Annotated in this window: 11 protein-coding genes; 3 read left to right on the top strand and 8 right to left on the bottom strand. The window is 61.2% G+C overall.

Features of this window, described 5'->3' with window-relative positions:
• Nucleotides 1-58: 58 nt before the first annotated feature.
• A complete protein-coding gene (locus tag ACLK1G_RS07835; protein ID WP_420764917.1) occupies nucleotides 59-766 on the bottom strand; it encodes a 3'-5' exonuclease in 708 nt (235 codons plus the stop codon).
• Nucleotides 763-2,697 (bottom strand): putative nucleotidyltransferase substrate binding domain-containing protein, encoded by a 1,935-nt coding sequence (locus tag ACLK1G_RS07830; protein ID WP_420765166.1) that lies wholly within the window; start codon nucleotides 2,695-2,697, stop codon nucleotides 763-765. Before ACLK1G_RS07830 ends, ACLK1G_RS07835 begins: the two co-directional genes overlap by 4 nt.
• A 259-nt stretch (nucleotides 2,698-2,956) precedes the next feature.
• Here ACLK1G_RS07830 and ACLK1G_RS07825 point away from each other — a divergent pair, with 259 nt between their 5' ends.
• Entirely contained in the window at nucleotides 2,957-3,403 is a 447-nt protein-coding gene (locus tag ACLK1G_RS07825) for a response regulator (RefSeq protein ID WP_060740319.1), read from the top strand.
• A 220-nt stretch (nucleotides 3,404-3,623) separates the two neighbouring features.
• Here the strand turns inward: ACLK1G_RS07825 and ACLK1G_RS07820 are convergent, their stop codons facing one another.
• Nucleotides 3,624-5,801 carry a malate synthase G gene (locus ACLK1G_RS07820; RefSeq protein WP_420764916.1) on the bottom strand — a complete coding sequence of 726 codons (2,178 nt, stop codon included), beginning with the start codon at nucleotides 5,799-5,801 and terminating at the stop codon, nucleotides 3,624-3,626.
• A 438-nt stretch (nucleotides 5,802-6,239) separates the two neighbouring features.
• Here ACLK1G_RS07820 and ACLK1G_RS07815 point away from each other — a divergent pair, with 438 nt between their 5' ends.
• A complete protein-coding gene (locus ACLK1G_RS07815; protein WP_420764915.1) occupies nucleotides 6,240-6,758 on the top strand; it encodes a glycine cleavage system transcriptional repressor in 519 nt (172 codons plus the stop codon).
• Nucleotides 6,759-6,975: 217 nt separating this feature from the next.
• On the opposite strand, the gene rarD is transcribed toward ACLK1G_RS07815, so the two are convergent.
• From rarD to ACLK1G_RS07790, 5 genes are all read right to left on the bottom strand, one after another.
• A complete protein-coding gene (rarD, locus tag ACLK1G_RS07810; protein WP_420764914.1) occupies nucleotides 6,976-7,863 on the bottom strand; it encodes an EamA family transporter RarD in 888 nt (295 codons plus the stop codon).
• 122 nt (nucleotides 7,864-7,985) lie between these two features.
• Nucleotides 7,986-8,960, bottom strand: coding sequence for a serine/threonine protein kinase (locus ACLK1G_RS07805; RefSeq protein ID WP_420764913.1), 975 nt, complete (start codon nucleotides 8,958-8,960; stop codon nucleotides 7,986-7,988).
• 129 nt (nucleotides 8,961-9,089) lie between these two features.
• Nucleotides 9,090-10,991, bottom strand: a complete 1,902-nt coding sequence (locus tag ACLK1G_RS07800) for a PhoX family protein (RefSeq protein ID WP_420764912.1) — start codon at nucleotides 10,989-10,991, stop codon at nucleotides 9,090-9,092.
• Nucleotides 10,992-11,058: 67 nt separating this feature from the next.
• On the bottom strand, nucleotides 11,059-11,823 hold the full coding sequence (locus tag ACLK1G_RS07795) for a TOBE domain-containing protein (RefSeq protein WP_420764911.1): 765 nt from the start codon (nucleotides 11,821-11,823) through the stop codon (nucleotides 11,059-11,061).
• 55 nt (nucleotides 11,824-11,878) lie between these two features.
• Nucleotides 11,879-12,619: a double zinc ribbon domain-containing protein gene (locus tag ACLK1G_RS07790; protein ID WP_420764910.1), complete on the bottom strand. Its 741-nt coding sequence runs from the start codon at nucleotides 12,617-12,619 to the stop codon at nucleotides 11,879-11,881.
• A gap of 92 nt (nucleotides 12,620-12,711) precedes the next feature.
• Here ACLK1G_RS07790 and bioB point away from each other — a divergent pair, with 92 nt between their 5' ends.
• Nucleotides 12,712-13,767, top strand: coding sequence for a biotin synthase BioB (gene bioB / locus ACLK1G_RS07785; protein WP_420764909.1), 1,056 nt, complete (start codon nucleotides 12,712-12,714; stop codon nucleotides 13,765-13,767).
• Nucleotides 13,768-13,873 lie beyond the last annotated feature (106 nt).

The raw sequence follows: 13,873 nt of genomic DNA, 5'->3' as shown, positions 1-13,873 counted from the left end.
ATACTTTTGTGGGAGCAAGCTTGCTCCCGCAAAAGCTCCCGAGCGCTCGGGTCTTGGATTAAAGCGAAGGCGCCTGCTGCCGCCGTTTCCATTGTCCCAGGCGTTGCTGCAGGTCGAGCGGGCTGTGGATATCCTTCTGGCGGGCGCGGCTGAACAGGATCAGCGCCAGCTCCGCGGTGGCCAGGGCGTCGGCGCTGGCGTTGTGGCGATCGAAGACTTGCAACTTGAACCAGTCGATCCAGTCGTCCAGGCCTCCTTGGCGGATATGAGCCTGTGGGCAAAGCATCGGGGCCAGGTCCGCCACGTCGATGAAGGGATGCTGCAAGCGATAGCCCAGGTATTGCTTCAACGCTCGTCCGAGCATGTGGCTGTCGAAAGGCGCATGAAACGCCAGCAGTGGGCTGTCGCCGACGAACTCCATGAACGCCAGCAGCGCGTCGGCCGGGTCGCTGCCGGCGGCGATGGCGCTTGGCGCCAACCCGTGTATCAACACGCTTGGCCCGAGTTTTTGCTTGTCGCATTGCAAGGTCCGCTCGAACTGCTGGCTGAAGTCGATGGCGCCGTCTTCTATCACCACCGCACCGATGGACAATACTTGGTCTTTGTTCAGGTTCAGGCCGGTGGTTTCCAGATCGACCACGACCCAACGCTGTTCCCGCAGGCTGCATTCATTCAGTTGTGCTGCCGCGGGCAGGGCTTCCAGGCGCTGTTGCAAATCCTGCGACAACGTCGGCTGGACCGGGCGCAGCCAGGAAAACAGGCTCACAGCTGATACCTCAACGTCAGGCTGCTTTGCAGACGTTGGGCCTGGCGCAGGGATTCGCGCAGGATGCGCCGGTCCAGGTGGTTGAGGCTGTCTGGATCGACGCGGTTGGAGTAGGGCAGGTTCTCCCGGGTCTGCAATTGGTGTTGTTGCATCCGGGTCTGCTGGATGAAGTGATAGGCCTCTTCATAAGCGGCGCCATCAAGCGGCTCGATGACTTCCTTGACCACCAGTTGCCGCAAGCGCTCCAGGGTATTGTTGGCTTCGATGCCATTGGCCAGGGCCAGCAGTCGCGCGCCGTCAACGAAAGGCGTCAGCCCTTGTACCTTCAAGTCGAGGGTGGCTTTTTCGCCGTTCTTGCGGGTCAGCACGAAGTCCCTGAAGCGTCCAACCGGCGGCCGGTGGCGAAGGGCATTTTCGGCCATCATGCGCTGGAACAATCGGTTGTCGGCCACTTGATCGAGAATCTGCTGTCGCAGTTGCTCGCAGCTTTGTTCATCTCCCCAGACCACTCGCAGGTCGAAATAGATGCTTGAGCCCAGCAGGTTCTCCGGCGTCGCTTCGCGGATGAAGGCCGCGAAGCGACGCGCCCATTCCGCGCGGGACAGGCACAGCTCGGGGTTGCCCGCCATGATGTTGCCTTTGCACAAGGTGAAACCGCACAGCGCCAGGCTCTGGTTGACCTGTTGGGCGATGGGCAACAGCAGGCCACGGATCTGCGCGGCGTGGGCGGCGTCCCGGGCTTCGAACAGGATGCCGTTGTCCTGGTCGGTATGAAGGGTCTGCTCGCGGCGGCCTTCGCTGCCGAAACACAACCAACTGAAGGGCACGCCTGGGTCGCCTTTATCGGCCAGGGTCAGTTCGATGACCCGGCACACGGTGTGGTCGTTGAGCAAGGTGATGATATGGGTAATCTGGGTCGATGACGCGCCGTGGGCCAGCATGCGCTCCACCAGTTGGCCGATCTCGCCGCGCAGGGTGACCAGGTTTTCCACACGAGGGGCATTCCGAATCGTGCGCGCCAGATGCACCAGGTCGACGCGTTGCAAGGAAAACAGATCCCGTTCCGACACCACGCCACACAGGCGATGCTCCTTGACCAGGCAGACATGGGCAATATGACGCTCGGTCATGGCAATGGCGGCATCGAAGGCGCTGTGCTCCGGTGACAGGAAAAACGGCGCCTGAGTCATGTGCATCGCAATCGACTCGGAAAAATCCCCGGTACCGTCGGCCACGACCTGACGCAGGTCGCGCAGGGTAAAAATGCCTACCGGCGCTTTTTGTTCGTTCACCACGACGATGCTGCCGACTTGTTGCTCATGCATGAGTTTGACGGCTTCGCGCAACGGTGTTTCAGGTGAACAACTGACCGGATGACGCATCGCCAGCTCGCCCAGGCGGGTGTTCAGCGAATATTGCGTGCCCAGCGTCTGGGCAGATTTTTGCTGCACTTGCTGGTTGACCAGGTCGAGCAGGCTGCTGACGCCGCGCAAGGCAAAGTCGCGAAACGGGCCGGACAAGGCAAACAGCTTGATGAACGCCACCTTGTTCAGTTGCAGACAGAACGTATCTTCACCGGCCCGATGCTCGGTGCGGGTAGCGCGCTCACCCAACAGTGCGGCGAGGGGGAAGCATTCGCCCGTGGTGATTTCAAAGGTGGTCTCGGTGCCGCCCTTCGCCGAATGGGGACGCTCGCCCACCACCCGGCCCTGCTTGACGATATAGAAGTGTTCCACCGGGCCGTCGGCCGGCTTGATGATCGTTTCGCCCGGCGCGTAGAAGCGCAGCAGGCATTGCTCCACCAGATAGGCCAGGTGGGCGTTTTCCATCTGGTTGAACGGGGGGAAGCGCTGGAGAAATTGCAATGTCCCCTGAATGTTCTGCAACACGGCGGTTTTCCCTGCCTGGATGAAGGCGTCCGCTTTTTTCATAACCATTACGCAATCTTTTTCGAATTGTTGTGGTCGGATCTGTTCGCCATGGTCGGCCTCTGGACGTGGAGTGCCCATTGGACGTAAGTCTAGGTCGCCACGATAGAGCCGGAACTACGGAAATATCCCACGCCTCGCCTCGGAAAATTCTTCAGGGAAGACTCTTGGAAAAAAATCCGACGAAGTGCACATTGAAGCGCCGCAGAACGATGTCTGACCACTGTGCCAAGGGATCGATTCAAGGAACGTAGAGAGCACCATGTCCGACCACGATATTTTGAGTGACGCCGAGCGCGAGGCGCTGAGTGCCGTCATGCTGGAACCCGACCTGCCGCCGCAGCGTGTGTTGATCGTCGACGACGACAAGGACGCCCGCGAGCTGTTGTCGGAAATCCTGGCATTGGACGGCATCCACTGCATGACCGCCGCGAGTGGCGAAACCGCGCTCAAGATGCTGGAGACCAAGCCGTCCATCGGCCTTCTGATCACGGACCTTCGCATGGGCAATGTCGATGGCCTTGAACTGGTGCGCCTGGTGCGCGAGTCGGAGCGTGCGGCGCTGCCGATCATCATTGTGTCCGGCGACGCCGACGTGAAGGATGCCATCGAGGCGATGCACTTGAGCGTGGTGGATTTCCTGCTCAAGCCGATCGATACCGACAAGCTGCTGGGGCTGGTCAAGCATGAGTTGGGGATGGATCTCTAGGCCGCTGTACTGGCTGGTTTTTTGTGGCGAGGGCGCCTGCTCCCGCTCGACTGCGCAGCAGTCGCAAGTCCGCAGATTAAGGTTTCAAAATAGCTGAAAAGAAGGGCTGCTGCGCACCCCAGCGGGAGCAAGCGCCCTCGGCACAAAAGCAGTTAGGGATCGCAAATGAAAAAGCCCTGGTCTTTCGGCCAGGGCTTTTTCATTGCTATCTACCGCTCAATCACAGCCCATTGGCGGCCTTGAACTCGCGTCGGCGACGGTGCAGCACCGGCTCGGTGTAGCCGTTTGGTTGCCGGGTGCCTTCGATCACCAGCTCGACCGCCGCCTGGAAGGCGATGTTGCTGTCGAAGTCCGGCGCCAGCGGGCGGTACAGCGGGTCGCTGGCGTTCTGGCGGTCCACGACCGGTGCCATGCGCTTGAGGCTTTCCATCACCTGCTCTTGCGTGACGATGCCGTGGCGCAACCAGTTGGCGATGTGCTGGCTGGAAATGCGCAGCGTCGCGCGGTCTTCCATCAGGCCGATGTCATTGATGTCCGGCACCTTGGAGCAGCCGACACCCTGGTCGATCCAGCGCACCACGTAGCCAAGGATGCCCTGGGCGTTGTTGTCCAGTTCGTGTTTGATCTGCTCTGCCGTCCAGTTCGGGTTGACGGCCAGCGGGATGGTCAGGATGTCGTCCACCGAGGCGCGCGCACGCTTGGCCAGTTCGGCCTGGCGGGCGAACACGTCGACCTTGTGGTAGTGCAGCGCATGCAGCGCGGCGGCGGTCGGCGACGGAACCCAGGCGGTGTTGGCGCCGGCCATCGGGTGAGCGATCTTTTGTTCGAGCATCGCTGCCATCAGGTCCGGCATCGCCCACATGCCCTTGCCGATTTGCGCGCGGCCTTGCAAGCCGGTGCTCAAGCCGATGTCGACGTTCCAGTTTTCATAGGCGCCGATCCACTTCTCGGCCTTCATGTCGGCCTTGCGCACCATCGGGCCGGCTTCCATGGAGGTGTGGATTTCGTCGCCGGTGCGGTCCAGGAAGCCGGTGTTGATGAACACCACGCGCTCGCTGGCAGCCTTGATGCAGGCCTTGAGGTTGACCGTGGTACGGCGCTCCTCGTCCATGATGCCGACCTTGAGCGTGTTGCGCGGCAGGTTCAACACGTCTTCGACGCGGCCGAACAGTTCGTTGGTGAACGCCACTTCTTCCGGGCCGTGCATCTTCGGCTTGACGATGTACACCGAACCGGTGCGGCTGTTGCGGCGCGAGGTGTTGCCGTTGAGGCTGTGGATCGCCGCCAGGCTGGTGACCAGCCCGTCGAGGATGCCTTCCGGCACTTCGTTGCCGTCCTTGTCCAGGATCGCGTCGATGGTCATCAGGTGACCGACGTTGCGCACGAACAGCAGCGAGCGACCGTGCAGCGTCAAGCCCGAACCGTCGACGGCGGTGTAGGCGCGGTCGGGGTTCATGGTGCGGGTGAAGGTCTGGCCGCCCTTGGCGACTTGCTCGGACAGGTCGCCTTTCATCAAGCCGAGCCAGTTGCGGTAGATCACCACTTTGTCATCGGCATCGACCGCGGCAACCGAGTCTTCGCAGTCCATGATGGTGGTCAGCGCGGCTTCCATCAGGATGTCTTTGACACCGGCGGCGTCGGTTTGGCCGACGGGGGTGCTGGCGTCGATCTGGATCTCGAAGTGCAGGCCGTTGTGTTTCAGCAGCACCGCGCTCGGCGCCGACATATCGCCTTGGAAACCGATCAGTTGGGCGTCGTCGCGCAGGCCGCTGTTGGCGCCGCCCTTGAGGGCCACCACCAGCTTGCCGTCGACGATCTTGTAGGCAGTGGAATCAACATGGGAGCCGGCCGCCAGGGGGGCCGCTTCGTCGAGGAATGCGCGGGCGAAGGCGATGACCTTGTCGCCGCGCACCTTGTTGTAGCCTTTGCCTTTTTCCGCGCCATCGGCTTCGCTGACGGCGTCGGTGCCGTACAACGCGTCGTACAACGAACCCCAGCGGGCGTTCGAGGCGTTGAGGGCGAAGCGGGCGTTCATCACCGGCACTACCAGTTGCGGGCCGGCCATGCGGGCGATTTCGTCATCGACGTTTTGAGTCGTGGCCTGGAAATCCGCCGCTTCTGGCAGCAGGTATCCAATGTCTTGCAGGAAGGCTTTGTAAGCCACGGCGTCGTGGGCCTGGCCGGCACGGGCCTGGTGCCAGGCGTCGATCCGTGCCTGGAAGTCGTCGCGTTTGGCGAGTAGGGCTTTGTTCTTCGGAGCCAGGTCATGGATGACCTTGTCGGCCCCGGCCCAGAATGCGTCGGCGGTGAGGCCGGTTCCGGGAATGGCTTCGTTATTAACGAAGTCGAACAGGACTTTGGCGACCTGCAGGCCACCGACTTGAACGTGTTCAGTCATTGCTTGCCTCACTCTGCTCAGCTATTTCGCTTTTCAGCTCTTCGATTTTGACAATGAAGCCTCGGGACATTTAAACCACAAACCCCTGAACCAGTACATGCCATCGCTGGCGGCTGGGTTGTTAAGCCTTGCTGGGCGGGGCTTTCAGGGGTGCGACTGGCCTTAAGCAGACATCGGTACAACAGGATTGCCGCGATTATGTAGTGCTCGCTGGGGAATACTACATGATCATTTGCGCTTGTGAAAATTAGACTAATTGCGTCGTTCTGCGACCGACTAAAGCAGTACAGTCATTGCGCGGCATGGGATGTTCTCAAAAAACAGATGGATTGTTCCAGATAAATCTCAATAACTGTACACATTAAAGAAAAATGCCCCGGCCGCGCCGTGGGCGGGCCTTGCCTATACTGTCTTCTCCATCCATAACAGGGCTGCGCCATGGACCATCTCGTCATTACTGTTTTCGCCCCGGACAAACCAGGGCAGGTCGAGCGAATCGCCCAATGCATCGCCGAACATGGCGGAAACTGGCTGGACAGCCGCATGTCCCACCTCGCCGGGCAGTTTGCCGGAATCCTGCGTCTCAGTGCCCCGGCCGAGTCCCATGAAGAGTTGATCGAAGCCTTGCAAGGCCTGTCGGCCCATGGCATTCGCGTGCTGATCGCCGAGAACGCGATCGAAGAATCCTGCACCTGGAAACCTATCGCGATGGAATTGGTGGGCAATGACCGTCCGGGTATCGTGCGCGACATCACTCGTCTGCTGAGCGAGCAGGGCGTGAACGTCGAGCGCTTGATCACCCAGGTGCGACCGGCACCGATGAGCAGCGAGTTGCTGTTTCATGCCGAGGCGATCCTTGGGGTGCCGTTGACCTTGTCGCTGGACACGCTGCAGGCATGCCTGGAAACCCTGGCCGATGAATTGATGGTTGAGTTGAAATTCAGCGACGAAACCTGACAGGTGTTATCCAAGGAAAAACTGCGCCTGCCTGTGGATAACCTGTAGAGACCTGGCGCCAGCCCAGGCCCGCCGGGCCTCAGCCAGCGATGATCAAAAAATCACCAGTTTTCAAGGGGTTGTGCACAAACGGCGGGGATCACGTTGTGGATAACCTTTGGAAGGATAAGCGCAGGCCACGCAAAACGTGGCCTGTAGAGGTGTGTGCGTTTTTTGATCAGCCGCGACGGCGCATGCCGATCACGGCATCAATGCTGTACACGGCCAAACCGGCCCAGATGAACAGGAATGCCATCAGCGTGCTGGAGGACAGGTGCTCGTCGAACAGCAGCACTGCGAGCAGCAGCACGAGGGTTGGGGCGATGTATTGCAGGAAACCCAGCGTGGTATAGGGCAGGTGTCGCGCCGCCGCGTTGAAGCACACCAATGGCACGAGCGTCACGGGGCCGGCCGCCACCAGCCACCACGCTTCGGACGTGGTCCAGAACGCGGCCTGGGCACTGGTGGCAGTCGGGTTGAACAGCAGCCACGCGATGGCAATCGGCACCAGCATCCATGTTTCCACCACCAGCCCGGGCAAAGCCTTCACTGGTGCTTGCTTACGGATCAAGCCGTAGAAGCCAAAAGTCAGCGCCAGCACCAGCGATACCCACGGCAGGCTGCCCACCTGCCAGACCTGCTGGGCCACGCCAACCGCCGCCAGCCCTACGGCCACCCACTGCATGCGCCGCAGCCGCTCACCCAGGATCAACATGCCCAGCAACACGTTGACCAGCGGATTGATGTAGTAGCCCAGGCTGGCTTCGAGCATCCGACCATTATTCACAGCCCATACATAGGTCAGCCAATTGGCCGCGATGAGCGTGCCGCTCAGGGCCAGAATAGCCAGCCGACGCGGATTGTCCCGCAACTCGCGCCACCAGCCAGGGTGTTTCCAGACCATCAGCAACGCCCCGCCGAACAAGGCCGACCAGAGTACTCGGTGGATGATGATTTCCACCGATGGGACGCTGGCGATGGCTTTGAAATAAATCGGGAACAGACCCCAGATGATGTAGGCGCTCAGGCCCAGGATGTACCCGCGACGCGGGTTGGCGGCTTGCATGCAGAATCCTTGCTTAGGCAGCTAACAAAAAATTGATTGTAAGGAGATTTGTCTGGTTGTGCAGCGAACCTTTCATTGCCGATCCCACAGCGATTTTCAGTGGCTTTTGGAACCCAGCCCAATCAGAACAACTTCAGCGGCTCTTCATTGAGCGCCGCCAGTTGCTCGCGCAATGCCAACACCTGGTCGCCCCAATAACGCTCACTGCCAAACCACGGGAAGCTTCGCGGAAACGCCGGATCATCCCAGCGGCGGGCCAGCCAGGCGCTGTAGTGCATAAGGCGCAGGGCACGCAGGGGTTCGATCAGTGCCAGTTCGCGCGGGTCGAAGTCATGGAATTCCTGATAGCCGTCCATTAATTCCGATAGCTGGCCCAGGCACTCCTGGCGATCCCCGGCGAGCATCATCCATAGATCCTGCACGGCCGGGCCCATGCGACAGTCATCCAGGTCGACGATGTGGAACACCTCGTCGCGGCACATCATGTTGCCGGGATGGCAATCGCCATGCATGCGGATGTTCTGATGGGGCGTGGCGGCATAGACCTCTTCGACACGCTTGAGCAGATCCCTGGCCACCGACTCGTAGGCGGGTAGCAGGCTCGTGGGGACGAAACCACTTTGCAGTACCGTCTCCAGCGAGTCATGGCCGAAGTTCTTCACGCCCAGCGCTTCACGGTGCTCGAACGGGCGGGTGGCTCCGATCGCATGCAAGCGCCCGAGCAGTTGGCCCAGGCGATAGAGCTGATCGAGATTGCCCGGCTCCGGCGCTCGTCCACCTCGACGGGGAAACAGGGTGAAACGAAACCCTGCGTGCTCATGCAGGCTGGCGCCGTTGTGAATCAGCGGTGCCACCACCGGCACTTCGTGATCAGCCAGTTCGAAGGTGAAGCGGTGCTCTTCCAGGATGGCTTCGTTGGTCCAGCGCTGCGGACGATAAAACTTGGCGATCAGCGGTTCTGCATCTTCGATGCCCACTTGATAAACGCGGTTTTCGTAGCTGTTGAGGGCCAGCACCCGGGCATCACTGAGAAAGCCGATGCTTTCGACGGCATCCAGGACCAGGTCGGGCGTGAGGGTTTCGAACGGATGGGACATGCTGACTCCTGCGCAGCGGCAGGGCTGCCGCGTCCGGCCCAGCATGGTAGCGCAAAGCGGTCATGATGGGTCGGTAGGCATTGGGTCGCTCTTCGTGGCGAGGAAGCAAGCTCCCCCGCCACGAAAGTGTCAGGCGCCGATGACGCCGCCGTCTTCGCGGGTAATCACCATCACTGAAGAGCGTGGCTTGCCGTTGGGCAGATGCTCGGGGAACGTCGAGCCACCGTTTTCGCCTGGATGCTGGATGCCGACGAATATGGCCTTGTAGTCCGGGGCGAAACTGATCCCGGTGACTTCACAGCCCACCGGTCCGACCATGAAGCGGCGAATCTCACCGCTGTTGGGGTCGGCGCACAGCATCTGGTTGTTGCCCATTCCCGCAAAGTCCCCCGTGTTGCTGGAGTCGCCGTCGGTCTGGATCCACAGCCGCCCGCTCTTGTCGAAACCCAGGCCGTCAGGGCTGTTGAACATGTTTTGCGCATTGACGTTGGACGATCCGGCCTTGGGCGTGCCGGCGTGTACCGTCGGGTTGCCGGCGACCACGAACAGGTCCCAGTCGAAGGTGTTGGCGGCGTGATCGTCGCGGTCGGTGCGCCAGCGCAGGATCTGCCCGTAGACGTTTTTCGCCCGGGGGTTGGGCCCGTCCACCGGCTGGCCGTCTTCGCCGCGCTTGGCGTTGTTGGTCAAGGTGCAATAGACCTGGCCGTCCTTGGGGCTTACCACGATCCACTCTGGGCGGTCCATGCGAGTTGCGCCAACGACGCTGGCGGCCAGTCGCGCATGGATCAGGACTTCGGCCTGGTCATTGAAGCCTTTTGCCGCGTCCAGGCCATGTTTGCCATGGGTCAGCTCGATCCACTGGCCCTTGCCTTTGGGGTGGTCCGGATTGCCGTCCCCGGCATCGAAGCGCGCCACGTACAAGGTGCCGTGGTCGAGGAGGTCGCGGTTGGCCTTGGCGTTGCGGTGATCGATGCGATCACGGCTGACGAACTTGTAGATGAATTCGCCACGCTCGTCGTCGCCCATGTACACCACCGCGCGACCGTCATCGGTCTGCGCCAGGGCGGCGTTTTCGTGTTTGAAGCGACCCAGGGCGGTGCGTTTCACCGGGGTGGATTTTGGATCGAACGGATCGATTTCCACCACCCAGCCGTGGCGATTGAGTTCGTTGGGGTTCTTCGCCAGATCGAAGCGAGGGTCGTGCAGGTGCCAGTTGATTTCGCGGCTGGTGACGGTGGCGCCGTAGCGCTTTTGACCGTCATCGAATTTCAGGTCGGGCTGGCTGCTGCCGAAGCAGTCGGTGAAGTTTTCTTCGCAGGTCAGGTAGGTGCCCCATGGCGTCATGCCGTTGGCGCAGTTCTGGAAGGTCCCCAGCACATTCTTGCCGCTCTTGTCGGCGAGGGTTTTCACCCAGTCGTGACCGGCAGCCGGGCCGCTCAGGCGAATCGGCGTATTGCCATGAATCCTGCGGTTGTAGCGCGAGTCCTGGACGAACTGCCATTGGCCTTGACGACGCTCGATCTCGATCACCGACACGCCTTCGCTGGCCTGGGCCTTGTGCACTTCTTCGGCCGACTGCGGTTGGCCGCCGTGGGGGAAGAGGTAGCGGTAGTTGGTGTACTCATTGTTGATCGCCATCAGCGCCCGGTTTTCGTCGCCAGGGAACGGGAACAGGCTCATGCCGTCGTTGTTGTCGCCAAACTGCACTTCCTGGGCGCGGGCGGTGCCGTTGCCGCTGGGGTCGAAAGCCGGGGCGTTTTTCTGTAGCGGCTGGCCCCAACTGATCAACACCGAGGCCTTGTAGCCTGGTGGGAGGGTAATGGTGTCGGTCGTCGCGGCGGCAATGCTGTCGAAGCCCAGCATGCTTTTGTTGCCTTCGCTCACGGCGGCGGCCATGACGCTGCGGCTCAGCAGGTTGCCGCCCAGGAACATCGCCGCGCCACACAGGGCACCCGCGCCGATGAAACGTCGACGGCTCAGGCCGACGATCTTTTCCAGATCGGTGGATTGGTTTTCTTCTAATAGGCTCATCATCGGGCTCCCTGCTGGTTTTGGCAGCCACCTTAAAGCGGGTCGATGACGATTTTGTTGCAGCGCTTTATAGGGGCGTGCCCAGCAGTACATTTGTCGAAGAAAACCGCACCTGCACCGGCGAATCGCAGGCCAGGTTGCGTTCGCCCAATTGAGACGGGGCGGCGAGGGCGCAAAGGGTCTGGCCGTTGGGCAGACCGATACGCACTTCGCTGGGGCCGTCTTCGGCGATGGCGATGTGTTCGATGATGCCGTGGAGCGTATTGGTCGACGGATCCTCCGGCTGATCGGAGGGGTACAGTTCCAGCCAGCCGGCCTTGATCAGCGCGACGACTTCGGTGCCGGTCTCCAGCTCCAACCGCTGCGTACTGTCATGAGTGATCTGCGCTTCAATGACCAGCCCGCGGGCCAGTTCAAGGCGAACACGATCGTTGTGGCCCTGGGCGGTGATATCGAGGACCTTGCCATGCAATTGGTTTCGGGCGCTGGTGCGCAGCATCAGGCGACCGAGCAAGCCCAGGTCGCCTGCGTCCTCGCTCGCTTCCAGAAGCTGCGCCTGCAAGGTTTGCAGGCGCTGGTAAAGACGCAGCACGCGCTGGCCTTCCTCCGACAGCTTTGCACCGCCTCCGCCCTTGCCACCAACGCTGCGCTCGACCAGTGGCCGGTCGGCCAGGTTATTCAACTCATCGATCGCGTCCCATGCCGCTTTGTAGCTCAGCCCGGCGCTCTTGGCCGCCCGGGTGATCGAGCCCTGCTCGGCGATGTGCTGCAACAGCGCGATGCGTTGTGGTCGGCGGACGATGTGTTGGGTCAGGAGCGTAGGCAATGACATGACGGAAACTGCGCGGGAATCGAAGCAAGGACGTTGGCGCCTCGGCGCCCGCGCGTCAAGCCGGGTCGCCGGGTTTCGGCGTGCGAGCCAGGCAATACACATCGACCCGAGCGGCGCCGGCTTCGAGTAGCAGATGCGCAAGCGTCTGGGCCGTCGCGCCTGTGGTGAGCACATCGTCCACCAGCGCCAGGTGACGGTTTGCCAAAGTGGCGTCGGGCGTCAGGGCGAAGGCATGGCGCAGGTTTCGACGTCTTGCCGGGGCGTCGAGGGCTTGTTGTGCAGGCGTGTCCTGGATGCGCTGCAACAGGTTTTCTTCGCAAGGGATGTGCAGCGGCCCGCTGAGCCAGCGGGCCAGCAATGTCGCCTGGTTGAACCCGCGTTGGCGCAGTCGACGAGCCGCCAGCGGTACCGGCACCAGCGCATCGGGTCGCTCCAGCCCTTCATCGAAATGATGTTGGACCGACTGCGCCAACAGTTCGCCCAGCAAACGGCCAAGCGGCCACTTGGCCTGATGCTTGAAGCGGGTGACCAGCGTGTCCACGGGAAAGTCATAGACCCATGGCGCCACGACCCGTTCGAAGGCCGGCGGTCGCGTGGCGCATTGTCCACAGCGGAGCCCGGCCATCGGCAGCGGAAGCGCGCAGACGCTGCATTGATCGCCGAGCCAGGGCAACTCGCTTTCGCAGGGCGTGCAGATGGGTTGCGGTGTGTCGGTGGATTCGCCGCACAGCAGACAGGTCTGTTTGTTTTTTAACCAGATGTAAACCGGTATTGTGTGTCGTGGTTGACAGCGCATGACTCTTCCTTAAATATGCCGAACATCCGTGTCGCGCCTGTGGGTATTCGATTTCCCCCAAGCGCCAGCCAAGCATAATCAAGGAAATGCCCATGAGCGCCAGCACCACTGCCAACCTGCGTCATGACTGGTCTTTGGCCGAAGTCAAAGCACTCTTTGTCCAGCCATTCAATGATCTGTTGTTCCAGGCGCAGACCGTGCACCGCGCGCACTTCGACGCCAACCGCGTCCAGGTTTCCACGCTGCTGTCGATCAAAACCGGCGCTTGCCCGGAAGATTGCAAATATTGTCCGCAGTCCGGCCACTACAACACCGGGCTGGAAAAAGAGAAATTGCTCGAAGTGCAGAAGGTCCTCGAAGAGGCGGCGCGCGCCAAGGCCATCGGTTCGACCCGATTCTGCATGGGCGCGGCGTGGAAGCATCCGTCGGCCAAGGACATGCCTTACGTGCTGGAGATGGTCAAGGGCGTGAAGGCAATGGGGCTGGAAACCTGCATGACCCTCGGACGGCTCGATCAGGAGCAGACCGAAGCGCTGGCCCAGGCTGGCCTGGATTACTACAACCACAACCTGGACACCTCGCCTGAGTTCTACGGCAGCATCATCACCACACGCACCTACAGCGAGCGCCTGCAAACCCTGGCCTACGTTCGTGATTCGGGGATGAAAATCTGCTCCGGCGGGATCCTGGGCATGGGCGAGTCCCTGGACGACCGCGCCAATCTGTTGATCCAACTGGCGAACCTGCCGGAGCACCCGGAATCGGTGCCGATCAACATGCTGGTCAAGGTTGCCGGTACGCCGCTGGAGAATGCCGAAGACATCGATCCGTTCGATTTCATCCGCATGCTCGCCGTGGCGCGGATCATGATGCCCCAATCACATGTACGTCTTTCCGCCGGCCGTGAAGCGATGAACGAGCAAATGCAGGCCCTGGCATTTTTTGCCGGCGCCAACTCGATTTTCTACGGCGACAAGCTGCTGACCACCGCCAACCCTCAGGCCGACAAGGACATGCAACTGTTCGCGCGCCTGGGCATCCAGCCGGAAGCCCGCGAAGAACACGCCGATGAAGTCCACCAGGCGGCCATCGAGCAGGCGCTGGTAGAGCACAAGAACAGCGAGCAGTTTTATAACGCTGCTGTTTGATCGCTCGCCAATTCCCTGATTGGAAGCAGGACACTGTGGGAACGAGCCTGCTCGCGATAGCGATGCAACATTCAACAGTCATGTCGACTGGTACACCGCAATCGCG

Origin of the sequence: Pseudomonas algeriensis (assembly GCF_048847255.1) — a bacterium.
Taxonomy (GTDB): Bacteria; Pseudomonadota; Gammaproteobacteria; order Pseudomonadales; family Pseudomonadaceae; genus Aquipseudomonas.
The sequence above is the reverse complement of the archived record's forward strand: the minus strand, read 5'-3'. Positions and strand labels throughout refer to the sequence as shown.